We start from the raw sequence: 15845 nt of genomic DNA on the forward strand, positions 1-15845 counted from the left end.
CAGATCTTTTTTTCAAACTTCCCCTTACTATAAGAACACAACTTTGTGTTCCCCTGCCAGTGATGACAGGGTTTTTTTATTTCATTAAAGGTAAACATCGTATATAATATTCATTGAGGTATAGTTTTCGGAATATTTAAACTACTCTTAAAAAGAGGAGGATTGGAAATGGGATACTGTCAAGTTCATGGGGAGAAGATCTTTTATATTGAAAGCTCCTTGCCAAACTCAAACGATAATGTTGTGCTTTTTATTCATGGTGCTGGGGGTTCAAGCGAGGTTTGGTCCAATCAACTTTCCCCGATTGAGGGGTATCGACTATTCGCTTTGGACTTACCAGGACATGGTCATTCGGAAGGAAAAGCTGCAAGTGATATACAAGAGTATAGTCGTTTTATTGCAGATTTCATAGAAACACTCGATTTGCATTTTGTAATTCTTGTTGGGCATTCCATGGGCGGCGGAATTGTTTTAGAATCTGCTCTAGCTCAACCTCAACTTAGTTGGCTCAAGGGAATAGTTCTAGTAGACACGGGCTCGCGTCTTCGTGTCAATAAGAAAACACTTGAACAACTGGCACAGGGAAAATTGCCCTTCGATATTATTCCTTATCTTTATAGCCAGAATAGTACTCCTGAGATCCTCACACAGGCTTTAGAGGATATGAAGAAGGTCCAGGCAGAAGTTTACTTGGCAGATTTTCAAGCATGTGATGCTTTTGATCGAAGTAATGAGATTCAGACGCTTAAGCTGCCCACGTGTATTATTTGCGGCGAGAATGACCGCATGACTCCGCTGAAATATTCGAATGGACTTCACGAAGCGCTACCCCAGTCTAAACTTGAAATTATCTCTTCAGCAGGGCATATGAGTATGCAAGAAAGTCCTGAAGAGGTAAATAGAGCACTCAGGCAATTTCTAAAGGGTTTAGCATAAAATTTCAGGCAGTTATTGAGCGATTGAGCCCTCCTTTTTGGTTTATTGAACTATTGACTTTCAGAGCTAAATACAGTAAAATAAAGCTCGTCTCAAATGCCGATGTGGCTCAGAGGTAGAGCAGCTCACTCGTAATGAGCAGGTCGTCGGTTCGATTCCGACCATCGGCTCCAGTAGAACGTAAACCCCGCAAGCGATTGCGGGGTTTTTGCTTTTTCTAGGTAAATGCTAAAAAACACGAATCGTCGCCCAAATTAACCAGACACCACAAAACAGGGCAAAAAAAAGAAACCCTCAAGGGAGGATTCCTTTAGTAAATCATGCCAAATCTCGTTTTGGAAAAGCTATAACTTTGCGCTAGTTAGAGTAGGTGCACCAGGCCCCTTGGATGGTTCTGCGTGTTTTAGAGCGTTTTCTACGGCCTTAGTGGCTTCATCTTGCATATTGGCATAACATAGAATGGGCACAAATTATACTAATCTGGCAAATTCTATCCATGAAGAACTATTTTGTTAAGCTAGGACTTCTATGAAAACAAGAGTAAATCAAAGAAAATCATAAGATATTATAGGGAGGAATATTAATTAATTTCTTCAGTTTTATTAAATGAAGAAATTAATATATATCCGAAAATAGTACCACACAAAGAAATCATTGATTCATCCGTCATCATCATTTCTATGAATGGATTATAAGTCATAAAGTATTTAATTTTCCCAACTGGTGTATATGCTATCAAAATAAGACTTAAATTTAATAAAAGTGTTGGAGTACCTATTGCCAAAAGTTTGATCCAATCTAATGACCAATTTCCAGTTTTTTTTAGTCCGTAAAATAGCCTTGGTAATGCTAAAGCTATACCAAACAAAATAGAAAAAAGAGATGTGAATATATAATAATACATGGGATTATAAATCTTACTAGCTTGGAACCTTAATGTAACTTCATATCTAATTCCTAAATATAACAATATTAAGATCAAAACTATAAATATAAAGTATGAAAAAAATTGCTTCCATTTACTCATTCATGCCTCCACCTTTCATACCCAAATGTAACAGTATTGTATCGAAGCAGGGAGTCCTTCTAACAGTCAAATTGCTGTAGCTGATCATGCACTTGGAACTCTCTATGAAGGGAAAATTATTGGGAAGCTTGAAGATTGGTTATAGGGGGGTAATCCTCTGAAAAAAGGTATATAAGCTCCTTTTGCTTCTTTGTTTGAGAAAAAATAGTAATACATTTAGCTAACTCGCTTAATTTCGAGCAGCTTGGATTGAATTAAAGGGGGGGTATTGGTACCTTTAATTATGCTATGCGTTTGTCGATCAGTACGGTGAGAATTTGGCAGGTTTTCCATTCTCCAATGTCCTAAGTGTAAGAGTTGGTGGATCACGGACTGTTATGCTGCTTATTAAGGAGGGTGCTTATGCCGGTCATTGTTCGATGCGAATATCATTGTGAACTGTGTTGCTTTACCGATAAGAATGGGGATAACTGGGGGCTGTGTGATTTTGACGGAAAGTATTGTTGCCAGGATAAGTGTGAATCCTCTAAACGGCAAAAAAGCGAAACGTTAAGTAAGTGGAGGGATTGTTCTGTTTAGACTTGCTAACGATGGGTTTACTGAGGAATTATATAATTTTGCTGTTTTCTGTCTCACCGAAACGATAAAATCTCACTTAGAAGAATATTTTCGTGAGGACTATGAAAATGTAAACGAAGAAACGCTTTATACAAAAGTAAACTTAATTGAAACATATCCTTTTGGAGTTTTAATGAGGTCATCGCTTTATTTGCAGCTGGCCAGCTTAGTGGGTATGGCATACTCAATCCATCTTTACAGATGTGGGTGCAAAATTACCCTATATTCTTAATCGATAAATTACGGGAGGGGGGAGATGCCGTGCAAAGTATAGGAATTTAACCAAATTGTGGCTGCCAAGGCTTCCTTCCTGCGTTGAATTATTAGTGTAGTTCAAATAAAAAACCGGAAAAATACCAATGCGATATCAACCGGTTCATTTCAATACTGTATTCATTTATTGAGCAGCGAGTCTAACTTCTGTATTATCTCTTTATCTATCTCTTTTTTCTTCTTAATATACTTGAGTACAGAAACCATAAAAAAGAGAACAAAAATAAAGGCTAGTAATACAAAGACCTGAATAAATAATATATTTGTTTTCAATTCACTGCCCTCCTTGAAGATCTTTTAATAACTTATTCTATAACTTTTTTAATATACCTTCTAAAAGAAAATCCTATTAAAGGGTTCTTTTTTAGAAGGTTTTTTTAGAATTACGAGAGTGTTGAATAATATGTGTTGTTACCAACGAACAAATTTGTTGAATAAGTTGATCCACCGAGCCCGAGAATACTATATTCCCAACTTAAGTGAGCTCTTGCAGGAGATCCAGAGTAAATTCCTTCGGTGGGTCGGTCAACCGCTAACGTACTGATAGTATATGTCCCACCGACCGCCCAACAACGAGGGTTCCATACTTTAGATATAGAATCAGCGCCTCCCCAAACTATTACAAAATCCGCTGTGAATCCGCCACCAGTAGCATTACCATCTTCTTGAATCCAAATATCGTAATAATAACTTGCCGTATCTGTGTTAATTATCGATTGTGTTTTTAATGATTGTGTAGAAAATTTGCCGCTTGTTTGATTCTTAGTTTGTTTTTCTGCAACTTGAGCAAATAGATCATCGACATCATTTTCATTCCCAATTGCTTCAACCAACTGGGATCTATTTTCAGGAACTATAGCGATTTTTTTGTTTACAGTAAGAGTCCTTTCAAGATATGAACCATCAGGAAATACATATTTTTTATGGGGCGTTTGCTCAGAAATACTTAATTCTTTTGCTACCGCTTTTATTTTCTCTGGGTTTGAGGAATCTGGTAGTTCGCCTCTATTGATTTTATCCACCAGTTGGGGATTGCCATCTAAGAGTCCTTTAGCTTCTAAACTATTCAATAATTGCTTCTTTTGGTCTTGGGTTAAGACGATATTTTTAGTGGTTTTATCCTCTAGGGTAGAAGAAGCAGATGTGGGTGTTTGCTGGAAAAGAGATGTAGAGCTGATTTTAGAAGTAGCCCCTAACGCAGGGAGAACAGAAGTCATAAGCATCGCAGCTGTTAAACCTATTACAAGAATTTTCTTCATTAAAACCTCTCCTTTTTGAATTACTCTATTGGCAAAATTATATATTCATGAGGTATTTATGGGGCGATTTCTCATTACAACACCTCCTTTCAATGCATATAAAAAAACTTAAAAGGAAATATAATTTTACCCACAGTCAATCCCATCCATTAAGGGGGCTGGTGCAGAATTGTTAATACCCGCCGGTATAGCAGGCCCCGAAAGGAATAGTGAAAGAGCCAAGAAACTTACGATAAACAATCTAGACATATAAAACCTCCTCCTTTTAACTAATCATATATTTAACAAGAGCTTGCAAAGGAAGAGGTTTCTTAGCATATTTTGTCTTATTTACTGTAGAAGTTAAAAAGTGCAGAGACCACTGGCCCTGCACTTAAATCTATCTTATTTTACTTTTCATATATTTAATCTCATTGTCATAAAATTCCGCAAGGTAAGGTTCTTTAATAATCTGATAATACTTCTTTAGAAGTGAGCAGCAGGTTATTTGCTCATATGATGGAGGTAATTTACTTAGAATATCGTAGCATCGGGTTAATATTAGAAAACTTTTATTGAGCTCCTTAGTTTTTAAGTGGCGTTTAGCGATAATACAAAAGCTGCTTGCTAAAGCCAGTGAATCATTGTTCTCCGATAGTTCGTTATGGATACTGGCTAATAAGTTGTCTGCTTGACTTATATTATCCTCTAATAGATATACATTAACGAGTTCAGCTAAAGCAAATTGTTTTGTTCTTCTATTTTTAGTCTCTAAATTGATCCTCAAAGATTTCCCTAGCCAATATTTTGATCGTTTTGTTTTACCTAAAAGAGAAAAATAAAGTCCAATGTTACAATATAGAACGTCTTTATCTCGTGGTTTTATTTCTGACTTTGCAGTCCAATAACCTCTAAGTACACATTGCCTCGCCTTATGTAGATCATTTTTATCAAGTGCCACTTGTGCAAGGCTGGAGAAGGCGTTTATTTTTACGTGATTTGGACCGTATTCTATCGCTTTTTCGTACATTTCGCTTGCCCGTTTATATTGATGAGTTCGTCTGAATAGAGTACCCATATTAAGATATACGATAGCAACCTGTTTTCCTGAATCCCAAAGAAATAGGCTGGATCGGAATGATTTCATAGCTTCTTTGTAATTTCCTTTAGCAACTAAGGCTCCGCCAATACTCCCCATAACTTTTGCTTTAAAGCGTTTTTCAACAGACAGACTAGGCTGTAACTGCTTTGCCTGTTCGAAGAGTTTAAGGGCATCTTCAAATTGGTTCTCTAGGGCTAATTGCCATCCTTCATACCATTCCACATACCTCTTCGCAAGGAGAACTGAGCTACTTATTGTGTATAGTAGGTCCGTATAATAGCGAATCTCTCTCTTATTATCTACGTCCAGAGCATCCAAGAGGTTATTTAACCAAAGCAGTCCTTGTTTCTGAGCCTCCTGGCTTTCCGTTCTTTTAAGTCCGTGCGGAATTAGGAAAGTTTTAAAGTCATTGGGCTGGATATTTAAGTTTTCTGAGAGCAATCTTATTATTTCTTCATCAATATTGGTTCTGTGCCCATTAACTATAAGTGAAAGATAGCTGCTACTTATATTACAACTTTTGGCTAAGCTGCTTATTGTTAATGAATTATCTATAAGCTTTTGTTTTAACGGAGTAATTCTCACTAAAAAGCACCTCCTATTGTTTATCATTACTTTTTACACGAACATTCTCAACTCCTTCTATTTGGTATTTTAATCCTTTATTAATCCGGAAATTAATAATGAGCTACTAGAGGCTATCGGGGCGGCGGATCTGGATGTAGATCAAAAAGCCAAGGTTGAGCTTGAACTTCGCAACGATATCCATATTCTGACCAGCAACGAACGGCTCGAGATTATTGCGCAGGACTTCGTGGAACATTACTCCGAACTCTGGACAACAGGAAAAGCCATGTTTTCCCTCTCTTTTGTGTCCCCAAAATGTCCCCGAAAATTACTCTATAAACCTAAAACTCAATACTCAAAACCCGCTTAAAATAAGGAAATTATCAACATCGCCGAAGCTTATATTAAATCATTTTCCTCACACATAGATTGATTTAGTCCGACCTAATTTCGAAGAAATATATAATGATGATTGACAAGTACCCGTCCCTTTCCGAAAGTCCACTTTATACGTCTTTCAAAAATTGATTTGTCCTCCCCATTTTATAGGCAAGTTTAATCATCTCTTGTTCTTCTGCAGTTATTTTTCGGGCATATATTTTTTCGAATTGCTGAAGTAGCTTATCGATATCTATTATTCTTTTTTGATGTTTCTGTCTAATTGCTCTGTGGGATGGGTCATAGGGTTTTGGTTGAATCGAAGAATTATATACTTTTTTAAATATTTCAGCCGTATAAAAAGCATCATGAAGTGCATTGTGAAATGCATATGTTATTGGGATATGGAGTAACTCAACAGCATGTTGAAGACGTAATAAGTTTTTTTGAGAAAAATTGAAATGCGTGGAAACATAGGGTTGTAGGTTGATAACCCTTTTCGGTAAAAACCTGTGGCTTAATTGATGGTGTTCGGCATTTTTGAATAGTTCTGTTATATCAGACATGCCCCAAGCACAAAATATAGAATCGCTCTCATTGATAAACGTTGTATACGCCTCATAAATCTTAGGAAAGGGCTCTTCTGTTAGAAGCTGCTCTGTGGTTATACCGGTCAATTCTGTGACAAATGGATTAATTCTTGTGTAGAAGGTTGGCTTTACGTAACGGTTAAAAGTGTCTACGGTGTTAAATTCCAAATTTAATTTGATGGCACCCATTTGGATAATTTCGAAGGGATAGGGAGATCGTTTTCTATCAAAATTCTGCAAAGAAGAAACGTCTTGATTAAATTCTAAATCAAATATAATGAAAGGCATATTAGAACTCCTTAAACCACCTGATTTCTTTTATTTTTGGCTGGATATAAGGATGCTATCCGCACCCGATTAAAAGGTCTTGGTTTTTCACCAAAAGGACGAGTTCAGAATAGTATACATAAGGTTCGTCATTATATGAAAGGAGATTACAAATGGGATTGAACGTTATCAATAGAGAAAGTTCATCAACTGTTATTGAAGATGTTTTAGGTCCAATTCAAGCTGCAACAATCACGGTTACTAATACCAATGATAGCGGCCCAGGTTCACTTCGTGAAGCTATTGCAACAGCTGCGGCAGGTTCCGCCATTGTCTTTAGTAATGCAATCCTACCAGCTACTATTACTTTAACCAGTGGCCCAATTACGATTAATAAAACCTTAAACATCAACGGTCCTGGTTCGAATCAGTTAATAATCAGTGGTTCTAATAACCGTATTTTTGTTATTAGCGGTGCAACAACTGTAGTAACAATCACGGGTATAACGTTCGAAAATGGTTTTAATTCAGGTTCAGGCGGAGCCATCTTGAATCAAGGTGCAACATTAAATGTGATACGCTGTACGTTCTCCAACAACAGCTCAGATTCATTTGGGGGGGCTATAGCGAATATTGCATCAGGTAATGTCAATATTTCAAATAGTACGTTCTCCCAAAACAATTCAGGAAGTTATGGCGGGGCTATTGCAAATGGGGCTGTAGCAGGTGAAACGGGTACAGTCACGATTACAAGAACTACGTTCATAAATAACCACGGAAGTTTTAGCGGGGCTATAGGGAATGCTTTTGGTACCGTCAATCTTTCAAATAGTATGCTCGAATTAAATAGTGCTGATAATAACGGCGGAGCTTTTGCAAATGATGGTTTAGCTAACATTACGAATACGTTGTTTTCCAATAACAGTACTGGCAATAATGGCGGGGCCTTTGCAAATGATGGCACAGCTAACATTTCGAATACTACGTTCTCTAACAACAGTGCTGGTAATAATGGTGGAGCTATAGCAAATATTGATTCTGGTACAATTACTATTGATAGAAGTACGTTCTCTAACAACGATGCTACTAATAATGGCGGGGCAATAGCGAATATTGATTCTGGTACAGTTACGATTTCAAGAAGTACGTTCTCTAACAACAGTGCTGGTAATAGTGGGGGTGCAATAGCGAATATTGATGCTGGTACAATCACGATTTCAAGAAGTACGTTCACTGGTAACACCGCTCCGAATGGTGAAACTACTGCGAATCTCGATGGTGGTACAATCATTATTACAAGCAGTACCATTGCCTAACAACAACCTGTAGAATGTTAGGGAACAGATTAAAGGGGCCGCGGCTCAACGAACTTTAATTAGTTCGTTTTGCAACGGTCCTTTTTGCATATCTATTTTGCTGCAGCTTGACGATGAGACAGCTTGTTATCTCGGATACCTTCAATGACTTTTCGTAAAACGTCTGTAATATTGTTTGCGAATACCTTAGCCTACATTTTATTTGACTATAAACAATAAAGTTTGCTACTTTAATATAAGGAGCTAAGGAGGAACAATGCGATGAATAAAAACGACGTGGCAAGTATTCGTAAAGAATTTAAGTTAGAGAATACGAAATTAAAAATCAGAGATGTTGTAAGTATTTACGTTAAAGGGGAAACAAAACAAATCATCGGAACAGAAAAAGAGTATTTCGACATGATGGATACAGAGAAACAAGAACTTTATATTAAGAATTTTAAAAAGCTACTCACGGGACAACTTGATTCCAAAGTATTCGAACTTGAATTTTCGGATAATAAGCTAGGGCAAAACCCTACCCAAAGAGCATTGATTGATACCCTACAATCCAGTGATTTTATTGAACAAGCTGAAGAAATTGCTCATAAGATCACCGACAAGTGTGATTATAAAAGCGATTTTATGATTTCCTTTTTACGGGGTGAGGTTTATAAACCCATGAAGAAGGAAAAAGGGGAAGATGAGTCAGGAATGGATGACGAAGTGTTTTCCTTTGAATTTTTTATGGGAAGTGTTAATCCTGTAACGATCCCCAAAACCGAACTTAAATTTGATTTTGAAGGTAAGGCATTTATAGCTGATATTCCAATGGATGTCATTATTAACTTAACTGCTCCGTTAGATGGATTTATGTTTCCTTCATGGGATGATAATTCTGCAGATGTGAATAAAGTGGTTTATTATTCCAATAAAGCGAATACCCCAAACATGGAGTTTTTATCGAAAGTCTTAGAATGCGATATTCAAGCTACTGCTCAAACAGAAAAGGCTCAATTTCTTGAAATCGTACAAGAAGTTGCGGGTAAAGAGATTGAACCTGAGAAGATAGCCAGTATCTATGAGAGCGTGAATTACATTTTAACGAGGAATGAAGAAGAGGAAAGCAGTGAAATTGCCAGTATTGGAATGAAGGATATGGAAAAGATTCTTCAAGCCAGCGGGGTTGAAAATACCCAGGGTTTGGAGACAGCTTTCATGAAAATTACAGGGACCGATAAACATGAGTTTAAAGCAGCAAACATCGTCCCCAACTTTGCAGGGAAATCAATTAAAATCGAAAATAATACAGTGAGCATTTCCGTAAGTCCACAAGATCTGAAAAATATTAAGCAAGTTAAGAAAGATGGACGGCGGTACTTACTTATTGAGATTGAGGAAACAGCTAACCTAGAAGGTTTTGAATTAAGCACTGAAGCGATCTAATAAAGTCATTTTGACTGTTGTAATCCCCGTTATTTTGTTTCCCATAAATGCCCTATTAAGGTATTTGTTATAATTTTTGATGTCTATATTTGTTGAAAACATTGACTTTAGACATGCTACGTGTTACTTTTTTGTAAGAGTCAGGAAGAAAGCAATCTAGTCCAATACAATCTAGACGCTTGGATCTTTCAGACTTGCGCAAAGAATCCCCAGACGTGGGGATTCTTCTATTATATTCACTTCATATAAAGAGTTGAATTTGCGAGTCGATCGCGTCTTCCAAATATTGCTGGGCAGTAATGATTTCGACTTCAGGTAAGAGTTCTTCCTCTTTAAAGCCCATGACTTCGACAGAAAGTTTACATCCGTAGAACTTAACTCCCTTCTTACGTGCTCCGTTCAGGAAATCGGTTAAGGAGGGAGTTTTATCGTCTTCCATCATTTCTAAGAGCATTTTTTTACCTAATCCAGCGAGATTCATTTTGGATAAGGGTAAATCTTCTACGCCTTGAGGAGTGACAAGACCAAACATTTGCTCAAAAAGGGTCTTATCCTCTAAGGTAAGTTTATCGGGATCTCGAACAAGCATGAGCCCCCAGAAGGTAAAGAATAGGGTGACATCCATCCCCATTTCCCGCCCCGTATTGGCAAGAATTAAGGCGGCCAAAGCTTTATCATATTCTCCACTGAAAATCAGTAAATTCATTTTCTTGTTCATTTATTTCTCCTCATTTAATTCTTATTCTATTATTGTCTTCGAAGATTTTGAAAGTATACACAGGACATATTTTTCTTAAAATTAGAAAAACGGTCTTTTAGTCTTTAAAATCTACATAATCGAACACAATAGATTATAATTAGCGGAATTCACGATTTGACAAATTTCGATGAATTACAGATATTATTAGATTAGGAAAGAAATTTTTAGTTATTCGTAGCAAAGTTGAGCTTAAGGAGGTCTAAAGCATGAAAATCACAAAAACAGCACAGGCTGGAGCTGTAGAATCAAGTGATGTACTCGTTACTGTTGCACCGAATCCTGAGGGCGGGATTAAGGTCGAACTTGAGACCAAAAGAGTCATTGAGAAACAATTTGGTCAGCAGATCAAGAAAGTGATTCGAGAAACGGTTGAAGAAATGGATGTTGAAGATGTAATCGTGAAAGCTCAAGATAAAGGGGCTTTAGATTATACTTATCGGGCAAGAGTTAAAGCCGCTCTTGAGAGAGCGACGTTATAGACGCAAGATGAAGTGAAAGGGAGAATTGAAGATGAGTCATAACAGAAGTATGCTGATTATTTCAGGAAATAGTCCTAAGCGACTTCAAGATGCCTCTGTTTTTAATCCAGATTTACTTGTACTGGACATAGCAGATCAGGTGTCGAACGAAGAAAAGGATAGTGCACGCTTGCTGGTTAAAGAAGCGATTAGTTTTATGGACTATGAAAATGTGAAGATCGTTGTGAGGATAAATACGCTTGAATCGGGTTTTGGCGCAAAGGATATTGAAGTTATCGCCAAGGTAAAACCTACGGCCTTAATGGTTCCTCAGGCAAATGCAGACCTGCTTCAAGATGTCGAAAGACTCCTTGATCGGGTTGAAAAAGAAGCAGGGATTGAACAAGGAAAAATCCAACTCTTCCCTGTTGTTGAGACAGCCAAAGCACTTGAAGATGTTTCTTCCATTCTCAGTGCTTCAACGAGAGTAGCAGGTGTCTTCTTCAATGCAGATGGACTGGCTAAAGAACTAGGAATAACACGGACTAAAGAGGGCGAAGAGATCCTTTATGCACGGAGTAAAGTGGCTTTAGCTTGTCATATAGCGGGTTTAGATAGCTTCGATACCCCTTATAATGATGGGAATGATCTTGAGGGCTTGGAACAGGACGCGACTAAAGCTCACAACTTAGGCTTTAGCGGAAAAGCAGCCATCAATGGCCGTCAAATTGATATCATTCATCGCGTATTTGCTTAATTTTAGGGCTAATCATAAATTGAAACGAGGGGAATTGCATGAAGAATAGTGTAGGACGTGAAATTCCAGAATATCTTGAAGGCTATGGTCAAGTGAAGCCTTTTGAAGGGGCTTTTGCTAATTATGGAGATCGTTGTAAAACAACTGTGAAACTGCGTTCCAAAAAACCAGGGGAAAGCAAACTTGTGGATACAATTGATGAGGTTTTAGACAAAGTGGGGATTCGGGATGGCATGACGGTTTCGTTCCATCACCATCTCAGGAACGGTGACTTTGTGCTGAATCAGGTTATGGCAGCGATTGCCAAACGCGGAATTAAGGATATTACGGTTGCCGCGACAGGAATCTTCCCGATTCATGAACCGCTTGTGGCATTGATTAAGGACGGGACGGTTACAGGAATCAATGTCAACTACATTGCTCCAGGTCCGGTCGCTAAAGCGATATCGAAAGGACTATTGAAAAATCCAGCAGTACTGATGAGTCACGGTGGACGTCCTCGAGCTATTGAAAGCGGAGACATCCATATTGATGTGGCCTTTATTGCTGCTCCCACAGCGGACTCTTATGGAAACATGAATGGTGTCTATGGAAATGCAGCTTGCGGAACGTTAGCCTATGCAGTTCCAGATGCTCAGTATGCGGATTGTGTTGTTGCGGTTACAGATAATCTCGTCCCTTATCCGGCTTGCCCGATTGAGATTACTCAAGACTATGTGGATTACGTCGTGAAGGTTGATTCCATCGGTGATCCTAATGGTATCGTCTCAGGGACATTAACGGTGACCAAAGACCCTGTAGGTTTACGTATTGCAAAGCTCGCAGCAGAAGTGATCGAAGCAACGGACTATATCAAAGATGGGATGTCCTTCCAAACTGGTGCGGGGGGAACCTCTTTGGCTGTTGCCGCTGAAGTCCGAAAGTTTATGAAAGAAAAGAATGTGGTCGGGAGCTTCGCCGCTGGCGGAATCACGGGCTACATGGTGGATATGCTCAAAGAAGGGCTTTTCCGCACCCTCTTTGATGTGCAGTGTTTTGACTTTAAAGCGATTGCGTCCTTACGTGATAATGAGACACATCAATGGATGAGCGGTTCGCTTTATGGCAATCCACATAATAGAGGCGCAGTGGTTAATAATTTGGATGTTATGATTTTAGGGGCTACGGAAATTGACACAGACTTCAATGTCAATGTTGTGACGGGGTCTGATGGTGTGATTATTGGGGCTTCGGGCGGTCATAATGATACCGCAGCAGGTTCGAAAATCTCAATTGTTGTGACGAACTTGACCAAAGGGCGTTTACCTGTGGTCAAAGATAAGGTGACGACAGTCACTACTCCTGGAGAAACGGTTGACGTTCTAGTCACCGAACGAGGAATTGCAGTTAATCCACGGCGAACGGATCTTATCGAAAAACTGAAAGAAACCCATTTACCGGTTATGCTGATTGAGGAACTTAAAGACTTGGCAGAACGTTTAACGGGTAAACCTGAACCGATTCAAGTGGGAGATCAAGTTGTTGCCATCGTTGAGTATCGGGATGGGACGGTTATTGACGTTGTGAGAAAAGTGCTGGACTAAGTTAATAACGTGAAATAGTTATTTATTAAGGGGGCATCACTAAAGCAGTAATTTGCTTTGGTGATGCCCCCTTTTCCATTAGAACTGCCGCTGAAATATTGATGCTGATTCTCCTTCAAGTAAGCTGTCTACATCCTCAATTCCTAGTTGGTCAAGAAGTTCCATAACATAGGGGTTATTAACGGGTGTAAGGGCATTAGCGGTTAGACCGTAAGTATTAACATGGATTGTCCCAAGTTCAGGCTTTAGAAGGGCTTTAGGACCTCCTACGCATCCTCCTTTGCAGCCCATTCCCTCGTAAAAGTTAGCAGTAATCTCTCCGCTGCTAATCGCCTGTAAAAGTTCCTTACATTCCTTGGCCCCATTCGCATGAACTGCTTTGATCTTAATCGGCTTGTCGGGTCTTAACTGATCTAAGGTGTCAGAGATTGCTTTGCTTACTCCACCCGTCCGGGCATAAATGCGTCCACCCGTTGAAGAATGTTCACTCGGGATATCTTCCATTTCTGCAGGGTTGATGTCCGTTGCTTCGAAGATTTGCTGGACTTCTTCAAACGTGAGGACGGCGTCAACAGCATCGCGAATGTCGGGTTCTTTAGCCTCCGACTTTTTGGCGATACACGGTCCGATGAAAACGACTTTTGCTTCAGGATGAAGCCGTTTGATCCCTCGGCCACAGGCAACCATGGGGGAGACTGAAGGCAGGATATGAGGGATCAGGGTATGATAAATCCGTTTTACCATAGCCACCCAAACTGGGCAACAGCAACTGGTTAAGACGAAGTCTTCTTGATTATTGACGGCTCTATCAAATTCTAGCGCTTCTTTCAAACTGAGAATATCTGCAAACATGGCAACCTCGATCATGCCAAAAAAGCCAAGATGTTTAAAGGCAGAGCGGAGCTGCCCCATGGTCACGTGCTCACCGAATTGTCCAATGATGGCAGGAGCAACGATTGCGTAAACGGGGACCTCCTTTTTCTTGAGAATGTCAATGAGTGGAATGAATTCTTTTTTGTCAATTAAGTTACTAAAAGAGCACGTATCAATAAATTGACCACATTCAGAACAGTTTCGATCTTGAATTACAACCTTACCTTCCATGTCATACACAATGTCATCAAAGAGGCAAGGTGCTTCCGGATGATGATCTTCCTCTGCGTTAGTATTCTCGTCATCCACTTGAAAGACGACTTTATCCGGGTCGCCGTTTCCTAAGGCATAATAAACATATTTTTGGGTTGCAGCATCTCCGTTGGCCTGAATCTCCTCGATTTCTTGTTCGAGATTTCCGTTATAGGATGCTTTAACTAATCGATTGAAAATTTGTTCATAGGTTGTCTTTCTCATTCATAGTCCCCCTAGTATAATCCTCAATCTTTAGTATGTTCGTTTTTATATGGAAAAATAAGCGCATGATTTAGCATAAACAAGAATATATAAGGTAAGAAAGAAGCCTTAGTTTGAGGAGAAGGGCTAAGAGAATGAGTGACCAATTGAAGGTTAAAGAGATTCTTGGAGAAATAGCGGATAAGCATAGGGCAGAATTTGAGGAATTATATTATTTGCTTGAGCATCTCAATCCGCAAAGTGCAGAAATTTTATTTTTCTATGCTCATAAAATCCAGATTCGAAGTTATGGACGGGAGGTTTACTTAAGAGGACTTATTGAGTTTTCAAACGTTTGCAACCGCAATTGCAGCTATTGTGGAATTCGGAGGAGTAATAAAGAAGTTGAACGCTATCGGTTAACTGAAGAGGAAATTTTGGCGTGCTGTGATGAAGGATATCAGTTGGGGTACAGAACTTTTGTCTTGCAAAGTGGAGAAGATTCGTATTATGACGATTCTCGTTTAGTTTCACTGATTCATGGGATTAAAGAAAGCTACCCCGAGGTCGCTGTGACCTTATCGATTGGGGAGAGAAGTTATGAAAGTTACAAACACCTTTTCCAAGCAGGTGCAGATCGTTATCTTTTGAGGCATGAGACAGCCTCTGAGACGTTATATCAGCAGCTCCATCCAGGAATGAGCTTTCAAAAGCGACGCCAATGTTTGCAATATTTAAAAGAGATAGGATATCAGATCGGAGCCGGATTTATGGTCGGTTTACCCGGTCAGGAAAATGAGGACTTGGTTAAGGACTTGATTTATCTTCAAGAACTTCAGCCTCAGATGGTGGGAATCGGCCCTTTTTTGCCCCATCCTAAAACGCCTTTGGGCGGATTTTTGAGTGGAACAGTTGAAAAAACCTTAGTTCTTATCGCTTTAACCCGATTGCTGTTACCCGAATCCTTAATTCCGGCAACAACTGCCCTGGGTACGTTGGACCCTCGGGGCAGGGAAAAGGCACTTAGAGCGGGAGCTAATGTAGTGATGCCCAATCTTTCACCTACAGAAATAAGAGGAAAGTATGAGCTTTATCCTAATAAAATTTGCACAGGTGACGAGGCTGCCGAATGTAGATTGTGTATCGAACACCGGATCGAAGATTCAGGCTTTCAGGTTAACATGGGAAGAGGAGATCATCTTGAATGGAGGAGGTAAAGAA

The 15845-nt window shown here is 39.1% G+C and carries 16 protein-coding genes and 1 tRNA gene; 9 read left to right on the forward strand and 8 right to left on the reverse strand.

Annotated elements, in window-relative coordinates; translation table 11 throughout:
* The first annotated feature begins 168 nt into the window (after positions 1 to 168).
* Together DESME_RS01870 and DESME_RS01875 are read left to right on the forward strand one after the other, a co-directional pair.
* The gene (locus tag DESME_RS01870) at positions 169 to 936 is read left to right on the forward strand and encodes an alpha/beta fold hydrolase (protein WP_006716436.1); all 768 of its coding nucleotides are present in this window, start codon (positions 169 to 171) and stop codon (positions 934 to 936) included.
* A 98-nt stretch (positions 937 to 1034) separates the two neighbouring features.
* Positions 1035 to 1109: transfer RNA gene (locus DESME_RS01875), tRNA-Thr, on the forward strand.
* Positions 1110 to 1516: 407 nt separating this feature from the next.
* Here DESME_RS01875 and DESME_RS01880 read toward each other — a convergent pair.
* Positions 1517 to 1963, reverse strand: a complete 447-nt coding sequence (locus DESME_RS01880; RefSeq protein WP_006716437.1) for a hypothetical protein — start codon at positions 1961 to 1963, stop codon at positions 1517 to 1519.
* A gap of 412 nt (positions 1964 to 2375) precedes the next feature.
* Here DESME_RS01880 and DESME_RS15825 point away from each other — a divergent pair, with 412 nt between their 5' ends.
* Positions 2376 to 2516: a hypothetical protein gene (locus DESME_RS15825; protein WP_167998819.1), complete on the forward strand. Its 141-nt coding sequence runs from the start codon at positions 2376 to 2378 to the stop codon at positions 2514 to 2516.
* Between the two features lie 721 nt (positions 2517 to 3237).
* Here the strand turns inward: DESME_RS15825 and DESME_RS01885 are convergent.
* From DESME_RS01885 to DESME_RS01895, 5 genes are all read right to left on the reverse strand, one after another.
* Entirely contained in the window at positions 3238 to 4113 is an 876-nt protein-coding gene (locus tag DESME_RS01885; protein ID WP_006716439.1) for a hypothetical protein, read from the reverse strand.
* A gap of 126 nt (positions 4114 to 4239) precedes the next feature.
* The gene (locus tag DESME_RS16345) at positions 4240 to 4362 is read right to left on the reverse strand and encodes a hypothetical protein (protein WP_006716440.1); all 123 of its coding nucleotides are present in this window, start codon (positions 4360 to 4362) and stop codon (positions 4240 to 4242) included.
* A gap of 130 nt (positions 4363 to 4492) precedes the next feature.
* A complete protein-coding gene (locus DESME_RS01890) occupies positions 4493 to 5779 on the reverse strand; it encodes a tetratricopeptide repeat protein (RefSeq protein ID WP_006716441.1) in 1287 nt (428 codons plus the stop codon).
* A 106-nt stretch (positions 5780 to 5885) separates the two neighbouring features.
* Positions 5886 to 6017, reverse strand: a complete 132-nt coding sequence (locus DESME_RS16350) for a hypothetical protein (RefSeq protein WP_282432823.1) — start codon at positions 6015 to 6017, stop codon at positions 5886 to 5888.
* A gap of 250 nt (positions 6018 to 6267) precedes the next feature.
* Entirely contained in the window at positions 6268 to 7017 is a 750-nt protein-coding gene (locus DESME_RS01895) for a 3'-5' exonuclease (protein ID WP_025248605.1), read from the reverse strand.
* Between the two features lie 152 nt (positions 7018 to 7169).
* On the opposite strand from DESME_RS01895, the gene DESME_RS01900 reads away from it, so the two are divergent.
* Together DESME_RS01900 and DESME_RS01905 are read left to right on the forward strand one after the other, a co-directional pair.
* Complete coding sequence (locus tag DESME_RS01900; protein WP_006716443.1) at positions 7170 to 8312, forward strand: hypothetical protein; 1143 nt, start codon at positions 7170 to 7172, stop codon at positions 8310 to 8312.
* Positions 8313 to 8573: 261 nt separating this feature from the next.
* Positions 8574 to 9737 (forward strand): DUF4317 domain-containing protein, encoded by a 1164-nt coding sequence (locus DESME_RS01905; RefSeq protein ID WP_006716444.1) that lies wholly within the window; start codon positions 8574 to 8576, stop codon positions 9735 to 9737.
* Between the two features lie 241 nt (positions 9738 to 9978).
* Here the strand turns inward: DESME_RS01905 and DESME_RS01910 are convergent, their stop codons facing one another.
* Complete coding sequence (locus DESME_RS01910) at positions 9979 to 10455, reverse strand: DsrE/DsrF/DrsH-like family protein (RefSeq protein ID WP_006716445.1); 477 nt, start codon at positions 10453 to 10455, stop codon at positions 9979 to 9981.
* Between the two features lie 248 nt (positions 10456 to 10703).
* Here DESME_RS01910 and citD point away from each other — a divergent pair, with 248 nt between their 5' ends.
* The 3 genes from citD to citF are packed head-to-tail and all read left to right on the forward strand — an operon-like array spanning position 10704 to position 13295.
* The gene (gene citD / locus DESME_RS01915) at positions 10704 to 10976 is read left to right on the forward strand and encodes a citrate lyase acyl carrier protein (protein ID WP_006716446.1); all 273 of its coding nucleotides are present in this window, start codon (positions 10704 to 10706) and stop codon (positions 10974 to 10976) included.
* A gap of 31 nt (positions 10977 to 11007) precedes the next feature.
* A complete protein-coding gene (locus DESME_RS01920; protein ID WP_006716447.1) occupies positions 11008 to 11712 on the forward strand; it encodes an HpcH/HpaI aldolase/citrate lyase family protein in 705 nt (234 codons plus the stop codon).
* A gap of 38 nt (positions 11713 to 11750) precedes the next feature.
* The gene (gene citF, locus DESME_RS01925; RefSeq protein ID WP_006716448.1) at positions 11751 to 13295 is read left to right on the forward strand and encodes a citrate lyase subunit alpha; all 1545 of its coding nucleotides are present in this window, start codon (positions 11751 to 11753) and stop codon (positions 13293 to 13295) included.
* Between the two features lie 78 nt (positions 13296 to 13373).
* Here citF and DESME_RS01930 read toward each other — a convergent pair whose 3' ends face one another.
* Complete coding sequence (locus DESME_RS01930; RefSeq protein WP_006716449.1) at positions 13374 to 14645, reverse strand: [Fe-Fe] hydrogenase large subunit C-terminal domain-containing protein; 1272 nt, start codon at positions 14643 to 14645, stop codon at positions 13374 to 13376.
* A gap of 134 nt (positions 14646 to 14779) precedes the next feature.
* On the opposite strand from DESME_RS01930, the gene hydE reads away from it, so the two are divergent.
* Complete coding sequence (gene hydE / locus DESME_RS01935; RefSeq protein ID WP_006716450.1) at positions 14780 to 15841, forward strand: [FeFe] hydrogenase H-cluster radical SAM maturase HydE; 1062 nt, start codon at positions 14780 to 14782, stop codon at positions 15839 to 15841.
* Positions 15842 to 15845 lie beyond the last annotated feature (4 nt).

The organism is Desulfitobacterium metallireducens DSM 15288 (assembly GCF_000231405.2).
GTDB classification, from domain to species: domain Bacteria; phylum Bacillota; class Desulfitobacteriia; order Desulfitobacteriales; family Desulfitobacteriaceae; genus Desulfitobacterium_A; species Desulfitobacterium_A metallireducens.